General features: G+C 61.8%; 20 protein-coding genes and 1 tRNA gene. 8 read left to right on the forward strand and 13 right to left on the reverse strand.

Features of this window, described 5'->3' with window-relative positions:
• Positions 1 to 130: 130 nt before the first annotated feature.
• The 9 genes from DKT70_RS03900 to DKT70_RS17745 all read right to left on the reverse strand — a co-directional run bounded on the left by DKT70_RS03900 (position 131) and on the right by DKT70_RS17745 (position 7250).
• Positions 131 to 619 carry a GNAT family N-acetyltransferase gene (locus DKT70_RS03900; protein ID WP_111557922.1) on the reverse strand — a complete coding sequence of 163 codons (489 nt, stop codon included), beginning with the start codon at positions 617 to 619 and terminating at the stop codon, positions 131 to 133.
• Between the two features lie 275 nt (positions 620 to 894).
• Positions 895 to 1398, reverse strand: coding sequence for a GNAT family N-acetyltransferase (locus DKT70_RS03905; RefSeq protein ID WP_111557923.1), 504 nt, complete (start codon positions 1396 to 1398; stop codon positions 895 to 897).
• A 202-nt stretch (positions 1399 to 1600) separates the two neighbouring features.
• Complete coding sequence (locus DKT70_RS03910; RefSeq protein WP_111557924.1) at positions 1601 to 1912, reverse strand: DUF6958 family protein; 312 nt, start codon at positions 1910 to 1912, stop codon at positions 1601 to 1603.
• Entirely contained in the window at positions 1905 to 2294 is a 390-nt protein-coding gene (locus DKT70_RS03915) for a hypothetical protein (protein WP_233490412.1), read from the reverse strand. Before DKT70_RS03915 ends, DKT70_RS03910 begins: the two co-directional genes overlap by 8 nt.
• A 168-nt stretch (positions 2295 to 2462) precedes the next feature.
• The gene (locus DKT70_RS03920) at positions 2463 to 3167 is read right to left on the reverse strand and encodes a TetR/AcrR family transcriptional regulator (RefSeq protein ID WP_111557926.1); all 705 of its coding nucleotides are present in this window, start codon (positions 3165 to 3167) and stop codon (positions 2463 to 2465) included.
• Positions 3168 to 3396: 229 nt separating this feature from the next.
• The gene (locus tag DKT70_RS03925; RefSeq protein WP_111557927.1) at positions 3397 to 3777 is read right to left on the reverse strand and encodes a carboxymuconolactone decarboxylase family protein; all 381 of its coding nucleotides are present in this window, start codon (positions 3775 to 3777) and stop codon (positions 3397 to 3399) included.
• Positions 3778 to 4060: 283 nt separating this feature from the next.
• Positions 4061 to 5560: a hypothetical protein gene (locus DKT70_RS03930; protein ID WP_111557928.1), complete on the reverse strand. Its 1500-nt coding sequence runs from the start codon at positions 5558 to 5560 to the stop codon at positions 4061 to 4063.
• A complete protein-coding gene (locus DKT70_RS03935) occupies positions 5557 to 6861 on the reverse strand; it encodes a tyrosine-protein kinase family protein (protein ID WP_111557929.1) in 1305 nt (434 codons plus the stop codon). The genes DKT70_RS03930 and DKT70_RS03935 overlap by 4 nt, the downstream gene beginning before the upstream one ends.
• The gene (locus tag DKT70_RS17745; protein WP_146612590.1) at positions 6858 to 7250 is read right to left on the reverse strand and encodes a hypothetical protein; all 393 of its coding nucleotides are present in this window, start codon (positions 7248 to 7250) and stop codon (positions 6858 to 6860) included. The genes DKT70_RS03935 and DKT70_RS17745 overlap by 4 nt, the downstream gene beginning before the upstream one ends.
• A 665-nt stretch (positions 7251 to 7915) precedes the next feature.
• Between DKT70_RS17745 and DKT70_RS03940 the strand changes: the two genes are divergently transcribed.
• Both DKT70_RS03940 and DKT70_RS17750 read left to right on the forward strand, forming a co-directional pair.
• Positions 7916 to 8245: a hypothetical protein gene (locus DKT70_RS03940; RefSeq protein ID WP_111557930.1), complete on the forward strand. Its 330-nt coding sequence runs from the start codon at positions 7916 to 7918 to the stop codon at positions 8243 to 8245.
• A 272-nt stretch (positions 8246 to 8517) separates the two neighbouring features.
• Entirely contained in the window at positions 8518 to 8961 is a 444-nt protein-coding gene (locus DKT70_RS17750; RefSeq protein WP_146612591.1) for a hypothetical protein, read from the forward strand.
• Between the two features lie 417 nt (positions 8962 to 9378).
• On the opposite strand, the gene DKT70_RS03945 is transcribed toward DKT70_RS17750, so the two are convergent.
• From DKT70_RS03945 to leuB, 3 genes are all read right to left on the reverse strand, one after another.
• Positions 9379 to 9455: transfer RNA gene (locus DKT70_RS03945), tRNA-Pro, on the reverse strand.
• A 49-nt stretch (positions 9456 to 9504) separates the two neighbouring features.
• Complete coding sequence (locus tag DKT70_RS03950; RefSeq protein ID WP_111557931.1) at positions 9505 to 10464, reverse strand: DMT family transporter; 960 nt, start codon at positions 10462 to 10464, stop codon at positions 9505 to 9507.
• Positions 10464 to 11591 (reverse strand): 3-isopropylmalate dehydrogenase, encoded by a 1128-nt coding sequence (gene leuB, locus DKT70_RS03955; RefSeq protein WP_111557932.1) that lies wholly within the window; start codon positions 11589 to 11591, stop codon positions 10464 to 10466. Before leuB ends, DKT70_RS03950 begins: the two co-directional genes overlap by 1 nt.
• 154 nt (positions 11592 to 11745) lie before the next feature.
• On the opposite strand from leuB, the gene DKT70_RS03960 reads away from it, so the two are divergent.
• From DKT70_RS03960 to DKT70_RS03980, 5 genes are all read left to right on the forward strand, one after another.
• The gene (locus DKT70_RS03960; protein ID WP_111557933.1) at positions 11746 to 12273 is read left to right on the forward strand and encodes a hypothetical protein; all 528 of its coding nucleotides are present in this window, start codon (positions 11746 to 11748) and stop codon (positions 12271 to 12273) included.
• Positions 12274 to 12346: 73 nt separating this feature from the next.
• Positions 12347 to 13537: an MFS transporter gene (locus DKT70_RS03965; RefSeq protein ID WP_111557934.1), complete on the forward strand. Its 1191-nt coding sequence runs from the start codon at positions 12347 to 12349 to the stop codon at positions 13535 to 13537.
• Positions 13530 to 14570, forward strand: a complete 1041-nt coding sequence (locus tag DKT70_RS03970; protein WP_111557935.1) for a glycosyltransferase family 4 protein — start codon at positions 13530 to 13532, stop codon at positions 14568 to 14570. Before DKT70_RS03965 ends, DKT70_RS03970 begins: the two co-directional genes overlap by 8 nt.
• 20 nt (positions 14571 to 14590) lie before the next feature.
• On the forward strand, positions 14591 to 15208 hold the full coding sequence (locus tag DKT70_RS03975; protein WP_111558204.1) for a glycosyltransferase family 29 protein: 618 nt from the start codon (positions 14591 to 14593) through the stop codon (positions 15206 to 15208).
• Between the two features lie 72 nt (positions 15209 to 15280).
• Positions 15281 to 16303, forward strand: coding sequence for an aspartate-semialdehyde dehydrogenase (locus DKT70_RS03980; protein WP_111557936.1), 1023 nt, complete (start codon positions 15281 to 15283; stop codon positions 16301 to 16303).
• Between the two features lie 82 nt (positions 16304 to 16385).
• On the opposite strand, the gene DKT70_RS03985 is transcribed toward DKT70_RS03980, so the two are convergent.
• A complete protein-coding gene (locus DKT70_RS03985) occupies positions 16386 to 17033 on the reverse strand; it encodes a carbonic anhydrase (protein ID WP_072296807.1) in 648 nt (215 codons plus the stop codon).
• A gap of 140 nt (positions 17034 to 17173) precedes the next feature.
• Between DKT70_RS03985 and DKT70_RS03990 the strand changes: the two genes are divergently transcribed.
• Positions 17174 to 17551 carry a hypothetical protein gene (locus tag DKT70_RS03990; protein ID WP_111557937.1) on the forward strand — a complete coding sequence of 126 codons (378 nt, stop codon included), beginning with the start codon at positions 17174 to 17176 and terminating at the stop codon, positions 17549 to 17551.
• The last annotated feature ends 13 nt before the right edge of the window (positions 17552 to 17564 follow it).

Here is a 17564-nt window from a genome sequence, read left to right on the forward strand (position 1 = left end):
GCACCAGAAAGACAGACAACATGGTGCGTATAGCAGTCCAAGTGTTGGCTGGCGGCTTTGTTCCGAGGAGCTTCTAATATTTGCACCCGGCGGCGTCTAAATAGAGCCCAAAGCCGACTGTCAGCTATGATCAGCGGCTTCGGCAATACAGCACCCGCGTTCGCTCCGGGAGCGGTCTTGTGAAGATGAAGCCTGCCTTTTCGAGAACGCGTTGCGAGCCGCGGTTCTCGCGATGGGCCATGGCATACACTTCCGGGAGCTTTAGATCATCGTTCGCCACAGCAAGGCCCGCGGCGACCAGTTGGGAGGCGTATCCTTTGCCCCAAGCTTCGGGATGAAAGAAGTATCCGACCTCGAAACCCCAGCCCGGCTCAAACGGATCTTGATAGAGCCCACCCCAGCCAATGATCCTGTCTGTGCCCCTTTCCCTGACCACCCAAGGTGCGCAGCCGTGGCGGCGCCGGAAATACTCATGGACCAGCACCCGGCGACGGCAGTCCTGCAGCGAGTGGTCCACATGCGTAAATGCCATCGCTGACGCATTGCCGAGGAATGAAAAGAGATCAGGCACATCAACTCGGCGCGCGCTGCACAGCTTAAGGTTCTTTGTTTGCAGCATCTGCGCGGTCCTTCCTCTGGGTGAAGAGATGCTCATTGAAAGTCTTTAGTTGCCGCTCATGAGGGCTTCCATCGACTGCCATTCGCATTGTGGCGTCCGGACGCGGGAGTCGAACGCGAACCAGCACCCGCCACCTCCCAGAAGCCTATGATGACGGGCGCTGCTAAGCAGGACACTCATGGCGAGCCTGCCATTGGTCAATGTCTTAAAGGTTCCACAATAGCTGCCGCCAGTGTCGCGACCGCGCAGCGACGCGAGGAACCCACTGCGGACCATCAGATAGACTTCTGAGCGATCACTCTCGCCATGGCGATTGCATCCACATAACCTCCAGCCCTGAACGCAAAGGCCTTCATAAGCCCCTCACGTTCAAATCCAGCTTTCTCATAAAGGCGAATAGCCGATACGTTGTCCGCATTAACCATCAGCTCAAGTCTTGTAATTGCTAGCCAGTTGTCCGCCACATCGACCAGAGCGGACAACAACGCCGAACCTATGCCATTGCCTTGGAAGTCATCATGGACTCCAATCCCTATGGTCCCTGCGTGTCGACGGCGATCTTCAAACTGTTGCAGGCCGGCTTTTCCTACAATCGCGCCATCTTTTTCTGCCACAATTTCTGTGAACCCCAGTGGGGCACTCGCAAGACGTTTCCGCATCCATTCAGTTGATTGAAAAGGCGTCCGAAGGGTTCCATGACGGTATCCGGGCAGATTGACTAGCGCCACAAGCTGTTCGCAATCCCTTGGCTCTGCAGCACGGATAGTCAGGTTGCTCATGCAAAAGTCCTCAGGTTTTCTTCACTACAATGGCGCATACTGGAAGGTTGGGCGGATGTCTTCTCGGTCCCGCATAGCCGCCGCCAGGGAGGCGCTAAGAGATAGGCGCGAAGAGCCCTAATTTATGAATGCTGCGCGTTGCGTCAATGTCAGGTATGGTGCCGCCGCCATCTCTATCGATCGGGTACATTGACCAATCGTGTTATGTCGATTTCCCTGTCCTGAAGAGCCGGACCGCTCCCTTGCCGCTGCGCTCGATCACGCCTTTCGCTTCGAGGTCGAGCTGCACCGCCTTCAGCCACCACCCGGCCTTCTCGCCGCCCGGAAACAATTCCTGTGACAGGTTCGGCAACAGCGCGGCCTTAGCCTCTGCGACGGACATACCGGGCGCCTCGGATGGCAGCACCGGAAGCAAAGCATCGCGCATGGCGATGAACTTCGCCTTGTTCACTCGTTGAACGTGATGCGGTGACGTGATGCACTCGATCTCGATTTTCTCGTCGGCGTCAGACATTGATCTCTCCAAGGTTTGGCGTTTTCGGGTAACGGAACCCCATTGCGACCCAGGCCCCGAAGAGCTTTGCGAAGAAGCCGAGGCTCTGCTTCTTGGCGTTGGGAATGTCGTCTGGCAGCGTGGCACCTTCCGGGAGATCGGAGGTCATCGTGCGCATCGTGGGCTCAGGCTTTGTGCCGGATGGCCAAAGTCCACTGTAGAGACTCAGCCAGTGTCCGCCTTTGAACTCCAGATAGACAGGCGTGTTGCAGCAGGTGGCGATCACCCGCGTGCTGGGGGCCTCGGGCGACAAGCGGAACCCGGCCAAGTTGGCGGCCCCCACAAGAAAACGCACGCGATCCTTGCGATACATGACGAAGGGCGTCGTGCCGTGATCGGTCAAGGTCCGGGGTGCGCCCTCAAGGCCCTGCATCTTTCCCGCCGCCTCGCGGCAGGAGTTGCAACAGCATTCGACGCTTGCGATGGGCCTCCCCTCGACTTCAAGGCAGGTCTGGCCACAGGTACATCCGATCTGTGTTGCCTTACCCATGCGCTGGCTCCCTCGCGGCAGTTAATTCGAAGGCGGCAACGATCTTTTCCGGGGTGATTTGCTGGCCGGCCATGATGATTTCTCGTAGTTGGTTTCAGATGTATTTGGCCCCACTCGGAACAGGCCGCGTACATAGCGGATGAGGTGATCAACACTTTCACGGGCGAGGTCAGGGTCTCCGGTGGCCTTGGCGAGGATGAACCCACCCTGAAGAACCGCCTGCGTGTGGCGGGCAAGGCTCTCGACAGTCCAGTCAGCGTCGATATTATGCTGCTTGCGCGCCGCTTCGATGTCGGTCTCAAGCGTGGCGGCATGGCCGAAGATGCTGGCGGCGCAGGCATCCCGGATCGCGGGCGCGCTATCATGCACCTCCTGCGTCATGGTGCCGACGAGGCAGGTGTATTCAAACGTCTCACCGTCGATGAGGCCTTTGCGGAAATCGAGATAGGCCAGAACCCTTTCCAGCGGATCGTCAGGCTCATGATAAGGCGCGCTGGCAAAGATTGCGCTGGTTGTCTCGGACCAGAAATTCGCTGCCGCCACGCCAAGCGCGTCCTTGGTATTGAAGTGATAGAAGAACGCACCCTTCGTGACACCGGCCGACTGGCAGAGATCATCGACTGAGGTTGCTGCGAACCCCTTGCGGCGGATCACGTCGCGCGCGCCTTCCAGAAGGCGTGTGCGCGCATCACCGCGCTCGGGGGATTGCTTGGTTGATCTTGGCATACCCAGAACATACCATACGGTTGGTATATAGTTAATAAAATTAGAAATGGGGTGCTGCGGTGACGCCGAAAATCGCCGCTTGCGCACTTGAACCTTGATATCAGGCTTCGGCGGAAAGCAGACTACGCAAGTATCGCGGCAAAAGGCAGCAAGGTCCCGCATAGCAGACCCAATTCCACAGCGAGCGAGCGGCAGCTATGCGAGACGAGCCTGTAATGATCTGTTCACATCACACAATGCAGGCAGCGAAGGCACTTTTTGCCGCTTTGATCGCATTCATGCAGGCAGGAACACCAGCATAGACGGAAACCTGCAAGATGATCTCGATAACCTCTTCGCGTGTCACGCCGGTGTTGAGAGCAGCGCGGATGTGAAACTCCAGCTGCCCCGGGGCCGTGCCCATGGCGGCCAACATGGCGACCGTCAGCATCTCCCGTGTGCGCAGGTCGATCCCCTTCCGGCTGACGATGTCGGTAAAGGCATAGCCAAGCACCAGCTCCGCGGCGTCGGGTGAGAACGCGTCCAGATTGGCTTCAACCTTTGCCGGCGCCCCGCCCTCAAGCTGCTCCAGAAGATCCATGGCCTGTGCCAGCCGCGCGCTGCGGGTCATACGTTCACCCCCTTCATGCCTTCTTCGGTGTAGCGCTCTCCTGACACCGGAATGGCGGCAAGGCTGCTGTTCAGGTCTCGCATAGACCGTTCCACCCCTGGACGATGGAAAGCGACCTGTTGGAGCCAACGTCTTTACAATACGCCTCTTCAAGTCGATCTGCCGGCCTTGTTGACGACAACAGTCTAGGGCAGCCCTCGACCGACGCACTCGGCCCAAAGCGGACATTGCCAATTTGAACATTCGCTGCGGTGCAGCCTTGAGAAAGCGAATATCTGCAGCCTCAGACTTTCGGAGTGACCCCGCCCTTTTTCAGAAGCGCCGCGCCAATACGGAAAAGGTCGGGCATGTCGTAGCGTCCGTCCGGGCGGCTTGTGAGGACACCCATCTTGGACAAGCGTTCGGCAAGATCGAGCTCTCTATTCGGCAGGTTAGATTTCCGAGTTGAACCGATCGGCACCGGAGGAAGGGCATTTTCTTTACGTGCAATTTTCACGGCGGCTTCTACCGTTGCGTTCTCTATCCACGCGTCAAAGAAGACCTGTGGCTCTGCCGGCACCCGAAGACCCGCGAGCGGTTGAAGGACCCGTTTGATCCAGGGGTATTCCGTGTTGAGCTGTTCGATACGAACTTTTGAGGCTTCTCGAAGGCCATCGCGGATTGTTTGCGGCAGAAGGACAAGGGCGTCTGCATCTCGGGATTGGGAGCGTTCCGCAGCATTTTGCATTAGGATGAGAAAGCTGCGTGGCGTCACATCTCCAAGGCCATCTGACAAATGGTTATATGGCCAGTCGAAGGTTTTTCCCTTCCGCGGTCCTGAGCCCATGAAGTTACCCGCCATGGCTTCGAAAAGCTTTTCTTGCTGGGTTTCATCGCTGGACAGCTTCCAGGTCCTAAGCTTCTCCTGTTCTTCCGGCGGTTTGCCCAAGCCACAGGCAACGAGGAAACGACGGAAGGCCTCCCCCGCCTCTTTGTCAAAAGCCAATCTCGCAAACATCAGCCCGTAGAGATCCGCCTGGCCCCACCTGAGTCTGGCCGCTCCGCTACGCAACTTCGGCAGTTCCACAAACCTTAGCGTGAGCTCGCTCAACTGGTCCGGTCGCATGAAGAGCTTGGCCCGGATCGCATTGAACCCGCGCAATTCCCAAACCGAGCGCATCAGTGCGTCAATGAGCCCGCTAAGCCGTCCCCAATCCTCCGAAAGAGCATCGAGCGCGTCAAAGACAATGAGAAGAGTCTCGCCCCGGTTGGTGAGTTCGTCATCAACCTCCGCCATGGCATCGACCCAATCTTGGGGATCCGTAAATCGGTTAAGCATGTCTGAAGGGGTGTGCTTCTGATTGGGCTCGGTCACTCCGAGGGCCGCGCCTGCTATGACAGCTTGCCAGAAGAGGCCTGCGGTCGTCTTCTCCTCTCCTTGGGGCACCAGTTCGTCGATGACGGTCTTAGACACGCCCGCGCGGCCCACGCCACCAAATCCAATCTCCACCCGAAGCTTGTAGAGTTCGAGCCGTGGGTAGAGCTCGGCAGCGAGCTGCCTTGTATTTTGATTATAGAGCACGCTCGCCCAAAAGCTCTTACCCGCCCCGCGCGCGCCGAGAACAAGCGTTGTCGCGGGATCGAGCGCTTTGCTATGGGCCGTAGGCGCAAAGACGTCCCGCACCTTGGCCTTGTCCGCTCCAACAATTGTCGTCGACGCGCTAGGGTCAAACCGTGCAATGGCCTCGCGGATCGCGGAAATATCCTCCGGCTTGGTGAGGCGGGATCTTTGGCGAATGGTCATTTGCCCAATTCCAACTGATTGTCGAACCACTCCAGAAGATCCGAGAAAGTCGACTGCACGAGCCGCTCATCAAGTTGGACGCGGTTTTCAACCGGATTAAAGCTGCGGTAGCGCTCATCGTGAAGGATGCGTAGCAACGGCACTGGGTCCTTGGGCAGGGGGGCCGGTTCGTCATCGTCGGCCCAGACCAACTCGAGATCGTCCGGTCCGAGCTTTTCGGGCTTTTCAAGCGTCTCTTCCTCCTTAGTCCAAAGCGCGTTGAAACGCTCCTGCGCGATCTCCGCGTCCCAGGATTCCGCTTTGGCCTGCACAAACCAAGCGTTCTCCTCCCAGTTCGTGCCCCCCTGAATACGTTCGCGGATGTGAGCTAGAAGGAAGGCATAGCCTTGGAAGGTCTGCGGCTCATTAATCCCAAAGAGGAGCACTTTCGCTCCGAGCCCAAGGACCGGGGCCGCCGTCGTTTCATGCAGGCCCGCACGCCCGTCAATCAATACAATGTCGTAGTCGCCGGTAGCCTCAAAGCTACTGAGCATTTCTTGCAGTTGTTCGCGAAGGGACAATGAGGTGCCGTCGCGCATGTCTTCGAGGCTTGCCCGGGCGATCTTCGCAAGCGCATCGGCGGGATGTGCTAAAGTTTGGCTGCCGAAGGCAGGCACGACCGAAATTCCGTCCAAAAGGGATGACCTGCCAATGCAATCGGCGCGGAACGCGCCATCAGTCCCGGAGAAACCGTTTTCGACGAGCCAATCCACAACGCCATACGTGGGTAGTTCTTCTCGCTTCAATAGTGTCGCGCCGAGCCCCGGAGCTTCGAGGTCGAGATCCACGGTGAGCACCCGCAAACCCGCTTGGGCCAGATGCGTCGCCGCGATAGAAAGAGCCGTGGAACGGCCAACACCGCCCTTGATGCTGACAAACGCAACCCGGGGCACCGCGCCTGGCTCGAGCACGGGACGTGCCATCCAATCTGCTCCAACAATCCGGCGGTCGAGAAGTCGGAGGTTTACGCCGTCAATGTTCAGAATGACTGCGGTTTGGGCCTCCGCGACAATCCGGGCAACGCCAGCCGCGTCGCGTCCGCGCACGGGGTCTTCTGAGCGGGCATATGGGCCAAGGCGCTCGGCGACCGCACTGTTTAACCCTTCGAGATCTGCTCCATTGATGTCCAGAATAACGCCAAGGCGGCCTTCAAAATCCCGGATCACGATGGGCTCTGTCGTGGCCAGATCTCCAGGATATGCCGCTTTCAGACTGGCCACTAACCGAGGGAGGCTGGTATCGAAACGAATTGGGTCTTTCATAGCAATTCAGCCCGAGCTACTTCCGCATCCGAGCGCCATTTTTCTAATGTTGCGTGGTCTGGACGTGTGCCGTCGCTATATCGGATGTCGATAGTCCAGCCCTCCAAAAACCGTTGATCGGTAAAGCGTGCAAGCTTCGCCGCCCCACGGCCAGAAATCGCGTCGCGGAGCTTGGTTCTGAGTTGAGGGAAGTGAGCGTAAACAGGCCCATCTTTGCTGTCGTTGGTCCAAGGAATATCGCGGAACAAAGCCTTGACCGCGCACTCTGCGGCAATCCCATAGAGATAGCCCGCGGTCGTTCGGTCAGGTGCTGCTGCGTTCCTGTTTCGCTCAGCAGCATCCCAATTTCGATGGGCGGCCTTAGTCATGTTGGGCGTGAATTGGCTCATGGATCTTTCGTAGTCTCTGGCGCCCCCGTTGCCAAGTCTCGTGCTGCGGGCGCATCAGTCTGGGTGATATCATGAAACAGAAGTTTTAAAGCAGATGCAGCGAACGGCCGCTTTTCGCTCTCCAACCGCGCACTCCTCGCGATAAGGGTGGCCGCAGTGCAAATGCAGCGAATGACTGCTTTGTCGGGATCGCGGTCATCTGCAAGCCTTTTGCTCCTGCATACAGAATTCTTACTACGGATCAATGACAGCTTGGTCCCGCAGAGCGGACTGTGACCCGACGATCTCGCCGCGCCAAGCACGAACGTCCGGTCTGGGGGGGGGCATCGCGGCGCCAGACAGGGGCCATCTGGCCGCAATGGGCCGAAAGCGCGGGTCCAGGGCTCCCGCGGCCCTGCGGCGTCGCCAATGGCGGCAGATCGACGTGAAGAGCTCTCCGCAGTCATCTGCATAGATAGCATGACGCTAACTTGTCGTAGGGCAGCCAACCAACCAAAGCTTTCACCATAAGAAACCTGGGCAATGCCGGAAGACGACATAAAAGGTGCGCATTGAAATCTACGACTATAATCTGTCTGGCTCTGTCATCAGTCCCGCTAGCAGTGTGCGCTGTCACTCTACAGGCGACAGAAACTGGAGAAGCACAGGCTCTTCAACGGCCCGTAATGTTATCCGAACTTTTGAGCGGGCAGGAAATTCTCCTGAACGACCCGCGGTTTGACGGTTACGCGCAAGTCTGCCTCGTCGGCTACGATTTGATTGGAGAGCCTTTGCAGCGCTGCAAGGGAGCGAAGGAAAATAGCGTGCTCGCTGTGCCCGTGTCGAACGCTTCCTGTACAGAATTCTTAGGGCCCGAGGATCTCAAGGGCAGAAAACTGAACGTGCTGATGGATGGAGAGGCGTACTGTAAAGACGTTGGCTCCAACAGTTCGCTTTCCATCGTCCAGGGGTGGAACATTCTAACCCGTGACCGTATCGACTTCGACGTGCAATAAGAGCAACCGTCATTTTGTCCCGCGAAGTAGACTGTGACCTGCCGATCTCGCTGCGACAGCACGAACGTCCAGTTTCGGGAAGCTGCATGGCAGCATCTGCCAGTCGTCGACCGGCGGCAATGGGCCAGGAGCACGGGTCGGAGGCTGCCGCGCCCCAGTGGCGTCGCCAAGGACGGCAGATCGACGTGAAGAGCTCCAAGCTGCCCGTCGCGATGCTGGTCAGCAATCGCAAGGTAAGTATATGATTAGAAGTCGCCTCAAAGGATGAAGTAATGAAGCTCCCTATGTTTTCAGCAATTCTAGTTCTGGCTTTTTCGTCATATGCGGCAGCCTCCCCCGCTGTCACAAAATCCTACTCTTACACTGACCAAGAATTTGCATCACGTGACACAGCATGTGTTTCCGCCATGCTTGAGAAAATTACCCCGAGCTTTGAAGGTCTACAAAAAATTTCGCTTGGCACAAACTCCATCGTTCAAACGCAGAGTGGATACCTCGCGGTCTATCCGGGGGCCAAATTCGAGGGCCGCTATGGAGACGCAGAAGGTTCATTAACGTGTCTCTTCACACCAGATGGACGAAATGTATCCGATGTTGCGGTAACTTTCGTGGGCCGCGGCTTGGCAGGCTTTACTGGGCACCCTTTGGCCCAAACCACCGGCGATCCAGCACAACAGCGCAGCACAGGAATGAGCAGTAGCATCCTGATCAAGTAACAGGCGGCTTAGTCCCGCACGGCAGACGCCGCCGCGACTATCCCGCTACGGGGAACACCAACGTCCGGTCTGGAGAAACTGCACGATGGCTCTTGGTAAGGGTCGACCGGCCGCTATGGGCCGAAAGCTGCCCGGCGATTCTAGAGATTGCTCGCTGCCGCGCCGACTAGCCCTTTCCTGCGAAGCTGCAATGAACTCTGCTCGATCTGCTTTCGCATTCGGGAGCCTCTGATCGCGTCTTGCCATGCCCCTAGCTCGCAGATTGAAGCGGGGAGGATAGTAGACCGTTGTCTCAGGTAGTTAGTATAGTGCGGGGTACCGCCTGTAACGCTTCCAAACTACGTCAGCCTTGCTGCCGCAAAGGAAGAATTGTGGCCACTTGAGGAAGACTTCAGTGGCAAACCACAATCGGGAAAATGGTCGGAGCGAGAGGATTCGAACCTCCGACCCCCTGCTCCCGAAGCAGGTGCGCTACCAGGCTGCGCTACGCTCCGACCGTAGGTGGGGCAGGTATCGCGCAACAGGGGTAAATGCAAGCCCCAATCAGCTGCGATGCGGCCACAATCTTTGCAAGATCGTGGATTTGGGCGTGGTCACCGTTTCACTGCGCAGCCGGGACGAAGTGACGGGGCGGTTCACCGAGACGCCGCCCCTTCCCTCGCGGACGACGATGTAGATGCCCGATGCGATGATGACGCCGGCCCCGACGATCGTGGGCAGATCGACGGTTTCACCGAACAGGAACCAGCCATAGCCCGTGGCCCACAGGATCTGCGAATATTGCATGGGCGCGACGCTTGTGGCCTCGCCCGCGCGATAGGCTTGGATGACAAGGAAGCTGCCGATCAGCCCCAGGCTGGCGATGATGCCCGTCATGGCCAGGTGATGCAGCTGCATCGGCTGATAGCTGATGGTCAGCGCGGCGCCCGTGGCCAAAAAGTTGCCCAGCATCGGCCACATCATCAGGACCAGCGGGCGTTCGCGCGACCCCAAGCGGCGGATGACGATGGCGGCGACGGCGCTGGCCACGGCGCCGCACATGGCGGCCAGGTGGCCCAGCTGCAGGTCTTGGGTGCCGGGGCGCAGGACGATCAGCACGCCCGACAAACCGACGATGACCGCGCCCAGACGATGCAGGCCCACCCGTTCGCCCAGCATCGGGATCGACAACATGGTGATCAGCAGGGGCGTGGTGAACAGGATCGCATAGACCTGCGTCAGCGGCAGGGTCGAAAAGGCGTAGAACGCCCCCATGCCCGCCACAACCGCGCAGATGGTGCGCAGAATGACCCAACCCGGGTTCACGGGACGCAGGGTCCCGGGTTGGGGATTGCTCATCAGGATGATGGATACCAGGGGAAACGACAGAAGCGACGCGAAGAACAGGATCTGCAGCGCGGGATAGGTGGCCCCCAGCGACTTGATGATCACGTCATGCGTAGCATAGAGGCCCATGGCCGCAAGCTGCAGCAGTGCCCCTTTGACGTTTCCCGACAGTGCCATCAGACCCCTTTCGACAGTGCCGCGATGATGTGGTCGCCCATTTCGGCGGTGCTGACGGGCGTGCCGTCCTCGGGGCCCATCAGGTCGGCGGTGCGCACGCCGTCGGCCAGCACGCGTTCGACCGCGCGTTCCAGTTCCGCCGCCGCATCGCCCTGATCGAAGCTGTAGCGCAGCGCCATGGCAAAGCTGAGGATGCAGGCGATGGGGTTGGCCTTGCCCTGCCCCGCGATGTCGGGGGCCGATCCATGGACGGGTTCGTACATGGCCTTGGGGCGGCCGCTTTCCATCTTGGCGCCCAGGCTGGCCGAAGGCAGCATGCCCAGGGAACCGGTCAGCATCGCGGCCGCATCCGACAGGATGTCGCCGAACAGGTTGTCGGTCACGATGACGTCGAATTGCTGCGGACGGCGGACCAGCTGCATGGCGCCGTTATCGGCATACATGTGCGACAGTTCGACGTCGGGATATTCGTTGTCGTGGACCCACTGCACCTCTTCGCGCCACAGGATGCCCGATTCCATCACGTTGGCCTTTTCCATCGAACAGACCTTGTTGCCGCGACGGCGGGCCAGTTCGAACGCCGAACGCGCGACGCGGCGGATCTCTCCGCTGGTATAGCGTTGGGTGTTGATGCCGACGCGCCCGCCTTCGTTGTCGGGGTTGTTGTCGTCGGCATGGATGCCGCGCGGTTCGCCGAAATAGACGCCGCTGGTCAGTTCGCGCACGATCAGGATGTCCAGACCGGCGACCACCTCGCGCTTGAGGGACGAAAAATCGGCCAGCGCGTCAAAGCATTGCGCGGGGCGCAGGTTGGCGAACAGGTCCATTTCCTTGCGCAGGCGCAGCAGCCCGCGTTCGGGTTTGACGCTGAAATCCAGCACGTCGTATTTCGGACCGCCCACGGCACCCAGCAGGACCGCGTCCACGGATTGCGCCTTGGCCATGGTGGCATCGGCCAGGGGCACGCCATGGACGTCATAGGCGGCACCGCCGACCAGGTCCTGGCTGACATCGAAGCTCATCCCGCGGTTGCTTTCGAACCAGCCGATGACCTTGACGACCTCGGCCATGACTTCGGGGCCGATCCCGTCGCCGGGCAGGATGAGAAGCGAGTAGTGGTCGGACATGATCCCTCCTTTGGCGCCGGCCTCGGCGCATGTCGTTTCGGGTTAGACAAGCCCTGCCGCATGGTCAAGATCACGGCGCCGTTCACGGTGAGTTGCCTTGCAGACGGGCATCCGCTGGCCGACCTTGGATGCAGAGTGACTGATGGGAAACGCGATGAGAACCTTGCGGATCATCTCGGCCGTCCTGATGGCGGCCGGTGCAACCATGCCCCTTGCGACTGCCCATGCACAGGGCGCCGAAGGGATACCGGGCGACAGGCTGGTCGTGCCGCTGCCCGATGTGTCGGGGCTGGACGACGCGCAGGCCACCCAGCTGGCCCATGAACTGGCGCGCGCCAACGTGATCACGTCGAACTGCCCCGAATACGATGTGGACGATGGCGCCTGGCAGCTGATGACCGGTACCACCGATGCCCTGACCCGCAAGCTGGCGCTGGACCCGATCACCTATGACCGTGAATATTTCCGCCCCGCCTTCGCGGTGATGGACGACCCGCAGGCCTGCGCCGATCTGGGCCCGGGGGTTCAGGACACGGTCGACAAGTTGGTCGCGATGGGCGGCGGCACGAAATCCGCCACCCAGGCCGCGCCGCAACCGGCCCCAGGCGACGCGACACCCGGCGACGACCCTCAGGACAGCGCAGCTCAGGACAACCCCTCCCGGAACGACGCCGCGAACTGACCGCCCCGCGTCTTGCACATCTTGCAAGATCCACCGCCATGCCCCAGCCTGACCTGGGGAAGCGGAGGATCACATGCCGGCATATTCTGCGGGGCTTGCCAGCCTTGTGCTGGGCTACATGCTCAGCCAGTTCTATCGGGCCTTTCTGGCGGTTCTGGCGCCCACGCTGCGCGACCAGCTGGGCGCCACGGCGGGGGATCTGGCGCTGTCATCGGGGCTGTGGTTCATCGCCTTCGCGCTGATGCAGCTGCCGGTCGGGGCGGCGCTGGACCGATGGGGGCCGCGCCGGACCGTGGGGCTGCTGCTGGCCTTGGGCGGTGCAGGCGGGGCAGTCGTCTTCGCGATGGCAGGCGCACCGTGGCACCTTCATGTCGCCATGACGCTGCTGGGTATCGGCTGTTCGCCGGCGCTGATGGGGCCCTATTACATCTTTGCGAGGGAATATCCGGCGGCTGCCTTCGGCACGCTGGCCGGGGTGCTGGTGGGCTTCGGATCGCTTGGCAACATCCTGGGCGCCGCGCCGCTGGTCTGGGTGATCCAGTCGCTTGGCTGGCGCGCGACGCTGTGGGGGCTGGCGGCGGTCACGCTGATGGCGGCGGGGCTGGTTCTGGCCAAGGTCCGCGATCCCGCGGCGCTTGGGTCGGACCAGCCGCAGGGTTCGGTCGCGCAGATCCTGCGACTGCGGGCGCTATGGTTCATCCTGCCGCTGTTTTCGGTGAACTATGCCGTGGCCGCGGCGATCCGCGGGCTTTGGGCGGGACCGTGGCTGGAACAGGTGCATGGGGCGGATGCCACGCAGATCGGGCGCTATACCCTGGCCATGGGGTTGGCGATGGTGGTCGGCAGCTTCGTGGCCGGCCCCGCCGCGCGGCTGATGGGGGGTGCGCGGCGGGCGATGCTGCTGTTCACCGCCGTCATGATCGGTGCCCTGTCGGTCATGTGGCTGGCGCCGGGCCTGGGGCCTGCATGGGCGGCGGCTCTGCTGGTGGTGCTGGGCTTTTTCGGGTCGGGCTATCCGCTGCTGATGGCGCATGGCAAGTCCTTCCTGCCGCGGCATTTGGTCGGGCGGGGCGTGACCTTCCTGAACATGTTTTCCATCGGGGGCGCGGGGGTGATGCAATTCGCATCACGGCCGGTCTTCGGGTCGGCGCAGGCGGCCTACCCCTCGGCCGAGGCCTTCGCTATGCTGTGGCTGTTCTTCCTGATCCCGCTGGTGGTCGGGTTCCTGCTGTATTTCCTGACGCCCGAGGCCCAGAATGGATGACACCCCCCTGGTCGTGGCCCCGAACCTGAAGCGGCGGCTGTCCGGCGTGACCGCCACCGTGGTTCGGCTGATCCCCGTGCAGGCGCGCATGATCGCCATCCGCGCCACCGGCCCCGGCCTGCCCGACGATGTCCCCCACATCCCGCTGACCCGCGCGGCCACCCTGCCCCGCGACCGCTGGCGCGTCTGGCATGCGCGGCGCAACACGGAAATGGCGCTTGGGCTGATCCTGCGCCGGGTGCTGCGCCGGAAATACCGGCTGCTGTTCACCTCCGCCGCTCAGCGCAGCCATACCGGTTTCACCCGCTGGCTGATCCGGCAACAGGACGCGCTGGTGGCGACCTCGCCGCAGGCGGCCAGCTATCTGGAGCGTCCCGCCACCGTCATCCTGCACGGCGTCGACACGCAGGTCTTCCACCCCGCCCCCGACCGCGCCGCCCTGCGGGACGAACTGGGGCTGGACCCCGACGCCGTGCTGATCGGCTGTTTCGGACGAGTGAGGGCGCAGAAGGGCGTCGATCTGCTGGTGCAGGCGGGGCTGGAGCTGCTGCCGAAACACCCGCGCGCCCAGATCATCTTCACCGGCCGCATCACCCAGGACAATCGCGCCTTCACCGACGACCTGCTGGCGCGGATCAAGGCCGCGGACTTGTCGGACCGCATCCGGTTTCTGGGCGAACTGCCTTGGGACCAAGTGGTGCGGCATTACCAGGCACTGGACCTGTTTGCCGCCCCCGCCCGGTGGGAGGGCTTCGGCCTGACCCCGCTCGAGGCGATGGCATGCGGTGTGCCCACAGTCGCCACCCGCGTCGGCGCCTATGAAACGCTGATCCGCGACGGCGAGACCGGCAGCCTGGTCCCCAAGGATGACGCGCCCGCCCTGACCGCCGCCCTGGACCGCTGGCTGGGCGATGATGCGGCCCGTGCCGCCGCTGGCCTTGCCGCCCGCGACCATGTCGCCACCAACCACGCCATCGAGGGCGAGGCCCGCGCCTTGGTGGACATCTATCACGACCTGCTGGCCCGCCCATGAGCGATCTGCCTGCCCCCGCCCTGTCGCGCCTGGACTTCATGGCCGCAAGGCTGATGCGCAATGACGCCCGCATTGCCCGCATGTCGATCCCGCAGGGCAACCTGCTGGCCGATCTGGACGGCCGCCATGTCGCGCTGATCGGCAATGCGCGTTCGCTGGCGCAGGCGTCCCACGGCCCGGCCATCGACGCCGCCGACCTGGTGGTGCGCATCAACCGCGCCCCCATGCCAAGCGCGGCCAGCCACGGCAGCCGCACCGACTGGCTGGCGCTGGCGACGCGCCTGCCTGACGCGGATCGCGCGCGGCTGGACCCCGACCGCATCCTGTGGATGTCGCCCAAGCGCAAGCGGCTGGACTGGCGCACGGCCAGCGGGGCGGGGTTCTATCTGCATCCCCTGACCGATTATCAGGCCCTGCGCGGCCGGCTGTCCGCCCCGCCCACCACGGGCGCCATGATGATCGACCTGCTGCTGCGCGGGCCGCTGGCGACGCTGACGCTGTACGGGTTCGATTTCTTCGCCAGCCTCAGCCTGTCGGGCCGCCGGGCCGCCGCCGATGTGCCCCATGATTTCAGCGAGGAAGCGGCTTGGGTGCAGGACCTGCTGCACAGCGATTCCCGCCTGACGCTGGTCCGCTAGGGGCCAAGCCCTTCCAATGACCCTGCAATTGCGGTAAACGCCGACGACCGCAGGAGAAGGAGTCCCCGGAACATGGGTTATAAAGTCGTCGTCGCAGGTGCCACCGGAAACGTGGGCCGCGAAATGCTGAACATCCTTGATGAGCGCCAGTTCCCGATTGACGAGATTGCCGTTCTGGCATCGCGTCGCAGCCAGGGAACCGAAGTCAGCTTTGGCGACAAGACTCTCAAGATCAAAGACATCGAGCAGTTCGATTTCACGGGCTGGGACATGGCGCTGTTCGCCATCGGATCGGATGCGACCAAGAAATACGCCCCCATCGCGGCGGCGGCCGGTTGCGTCGTGATCGATAACAGCTCGCTTTATCGCTATGACCCCGATGTCCCCCTGATCGTTCCGGAAGTGAACCCCGAGGCCATCACCGGCTATTCCAAGAAGAACATCATCGCCAACCCCAACTGCTCGACCGCGCAGATGGTTGTGGCGCTGAAGCCGCTGCATGATCGCGCCCGCATCAAGCGCGTCGTCGTCTCGACCTATCAGTCGGTGTCGGGCGGCGGCAAGGATGCCATGGACGAATTGTGGAACCAGACCAAGGGCATGTATGTCCCGGGTCAGGAAGTCGCACCGTCGAAATTTCCCAAGCAGATCGCCTTCAACGTGATCCCGCAGATCGACGTCTTCATGGATGACGGCTCGACCAAGGAAGAATGGAAGATGGTCGCCGAGACCAAGAAGATCATGGACAAGTCGATCAAGGTCACCGCGACCTGCGTCCGCGTCCCCGTCTTCGTCGGCCATTCCGAGGCCATCAACATCGAGTTCGAGGATTTCCTGGACGAGGACGAGGCCCGCGACATCCTGCGCGAGGCCCCCGGCATCATGGTCGTCGACAAGCGCGAACCCGGCGGCTACACCACGCCCGTCGAATGCGTGGGCGATTTCGCCACCTTCATCAGCCGCATCCGTCAGGACGGCACGATCGAGAACGGCCTGAACATCTGGTGCGTCAGCGACAACCTGCGCAAGGGCGCGGCGCTGAACGCCGTCCAGATCGCCGAACTGCTGGGCAACAAGGTCCTGAAGAAGGGCTGATCGCCCTTCGCGTCACCGGAACGAAAAAAGGGGCGGCAGGCATCAGCCTTGCCGCCCCTTCCTTTCGGGTGATCGCGTGGCCTCAGACGGCGGCCCAGGTCTTTCCCGCATCCTCGGCCTGCAGCAAGGTGCCTTCGGCGATGTCATGGACCAGGCCGTGCAGCGACAGGGTGCCCGCCTCGACGGCGCTGCGCACGAAGGGGAAGGTCATCAGGTTCTCGATCGAGACCAGGACCGCTTCCTTTTCCAGCGCGCTGACCTGCTGATCCTGCGGCAGATCCTTCACGCGCTCATAGCCGGGGCGCAGGATGTCCATCCAGCGACCGACAAAGCTGGTTTTTTCCTCCAGCTCGGGGGCCGCGCCGGAACACATGGCGTGACACCCCGCGACGCCGCCGCAGCGGGTGTGACCGACCACGATCAGATGCGCGACCTTCAGCGCCTCGACCGCGTATTCGACCGCCGCCGAGGTGCCGTGCTGCAACCCGTCGGGCGCATGAGGCGGCACCAGGTTGGCGATGTTGCGGTGAATGAAGAATTCGCCCGAATCGGCACCGAAGATGCTGGTGACATGGACGCGGCTGTCGCAGCAGGAAATCACCATGGCGCGGGGGCGCTGACCCTCATCGGCCAGTCGGCGGTACCAGGCATGGTTTTCCGCATGCGCCGTGGCTTTCCACCCTTGATAGCGCTTGATCAGATATTGGGGCAACGGAGACAGGTTGTGCATCTGGAACCTCGCTTTCTGGAACAGTGCAATAGGCCGGAATTGAACCAAATTCGAGAGGTTTATTGCGCGGACGGCAAGGCTTTCTTCACGGGTTCCCGCCATCTTCCCCAAAGGAATGGCAAGACCCGACGGAGGTGCGGATGGCACGGATCACGGCTTTGACGCTGGCAGAGCCTGCGCGTGTGGACAGGGCACGCGTGGCCGCAATCATGGCCGAACTGGGCGAAACCGCAGGCCAGCAGGTGATCTGCATGGCGTTGGAACAACTGGCGGGCATCCTGGGCACGGTCGAAACCGCGCTGGCCGCGGACGACCTGGCGCAGGCCGTGGCCGAGGCCGAACGCATGTCGCGCCTGGCTTGGCAGATCGGGCTGGTCTCGCTGGCCGGGGTGGCGATGGATCTGGGCGGGGCGGCGGAACATGGCGATCAGCCCGCCATCGCCGCCATCCGCCGCCGGCTGCAGCGGGTCGGCAACGGATCGCTGACCGCCATCTGGGACCGCGCCGCCCTGCCCTGATGGGGCGGTTGGG

This window comes from Paracoccus sediminilitoris (assembly GCF_003259195.1).
In the GTDB taxonomy this organism is placed as follows: domain Bacteria; phylum Pseudomonadota; class Alphaproteobacteria; order Rhodobacterales; family Rhodobacteraceae; genus Paracoccus; species Paracoccus sediminilitoris.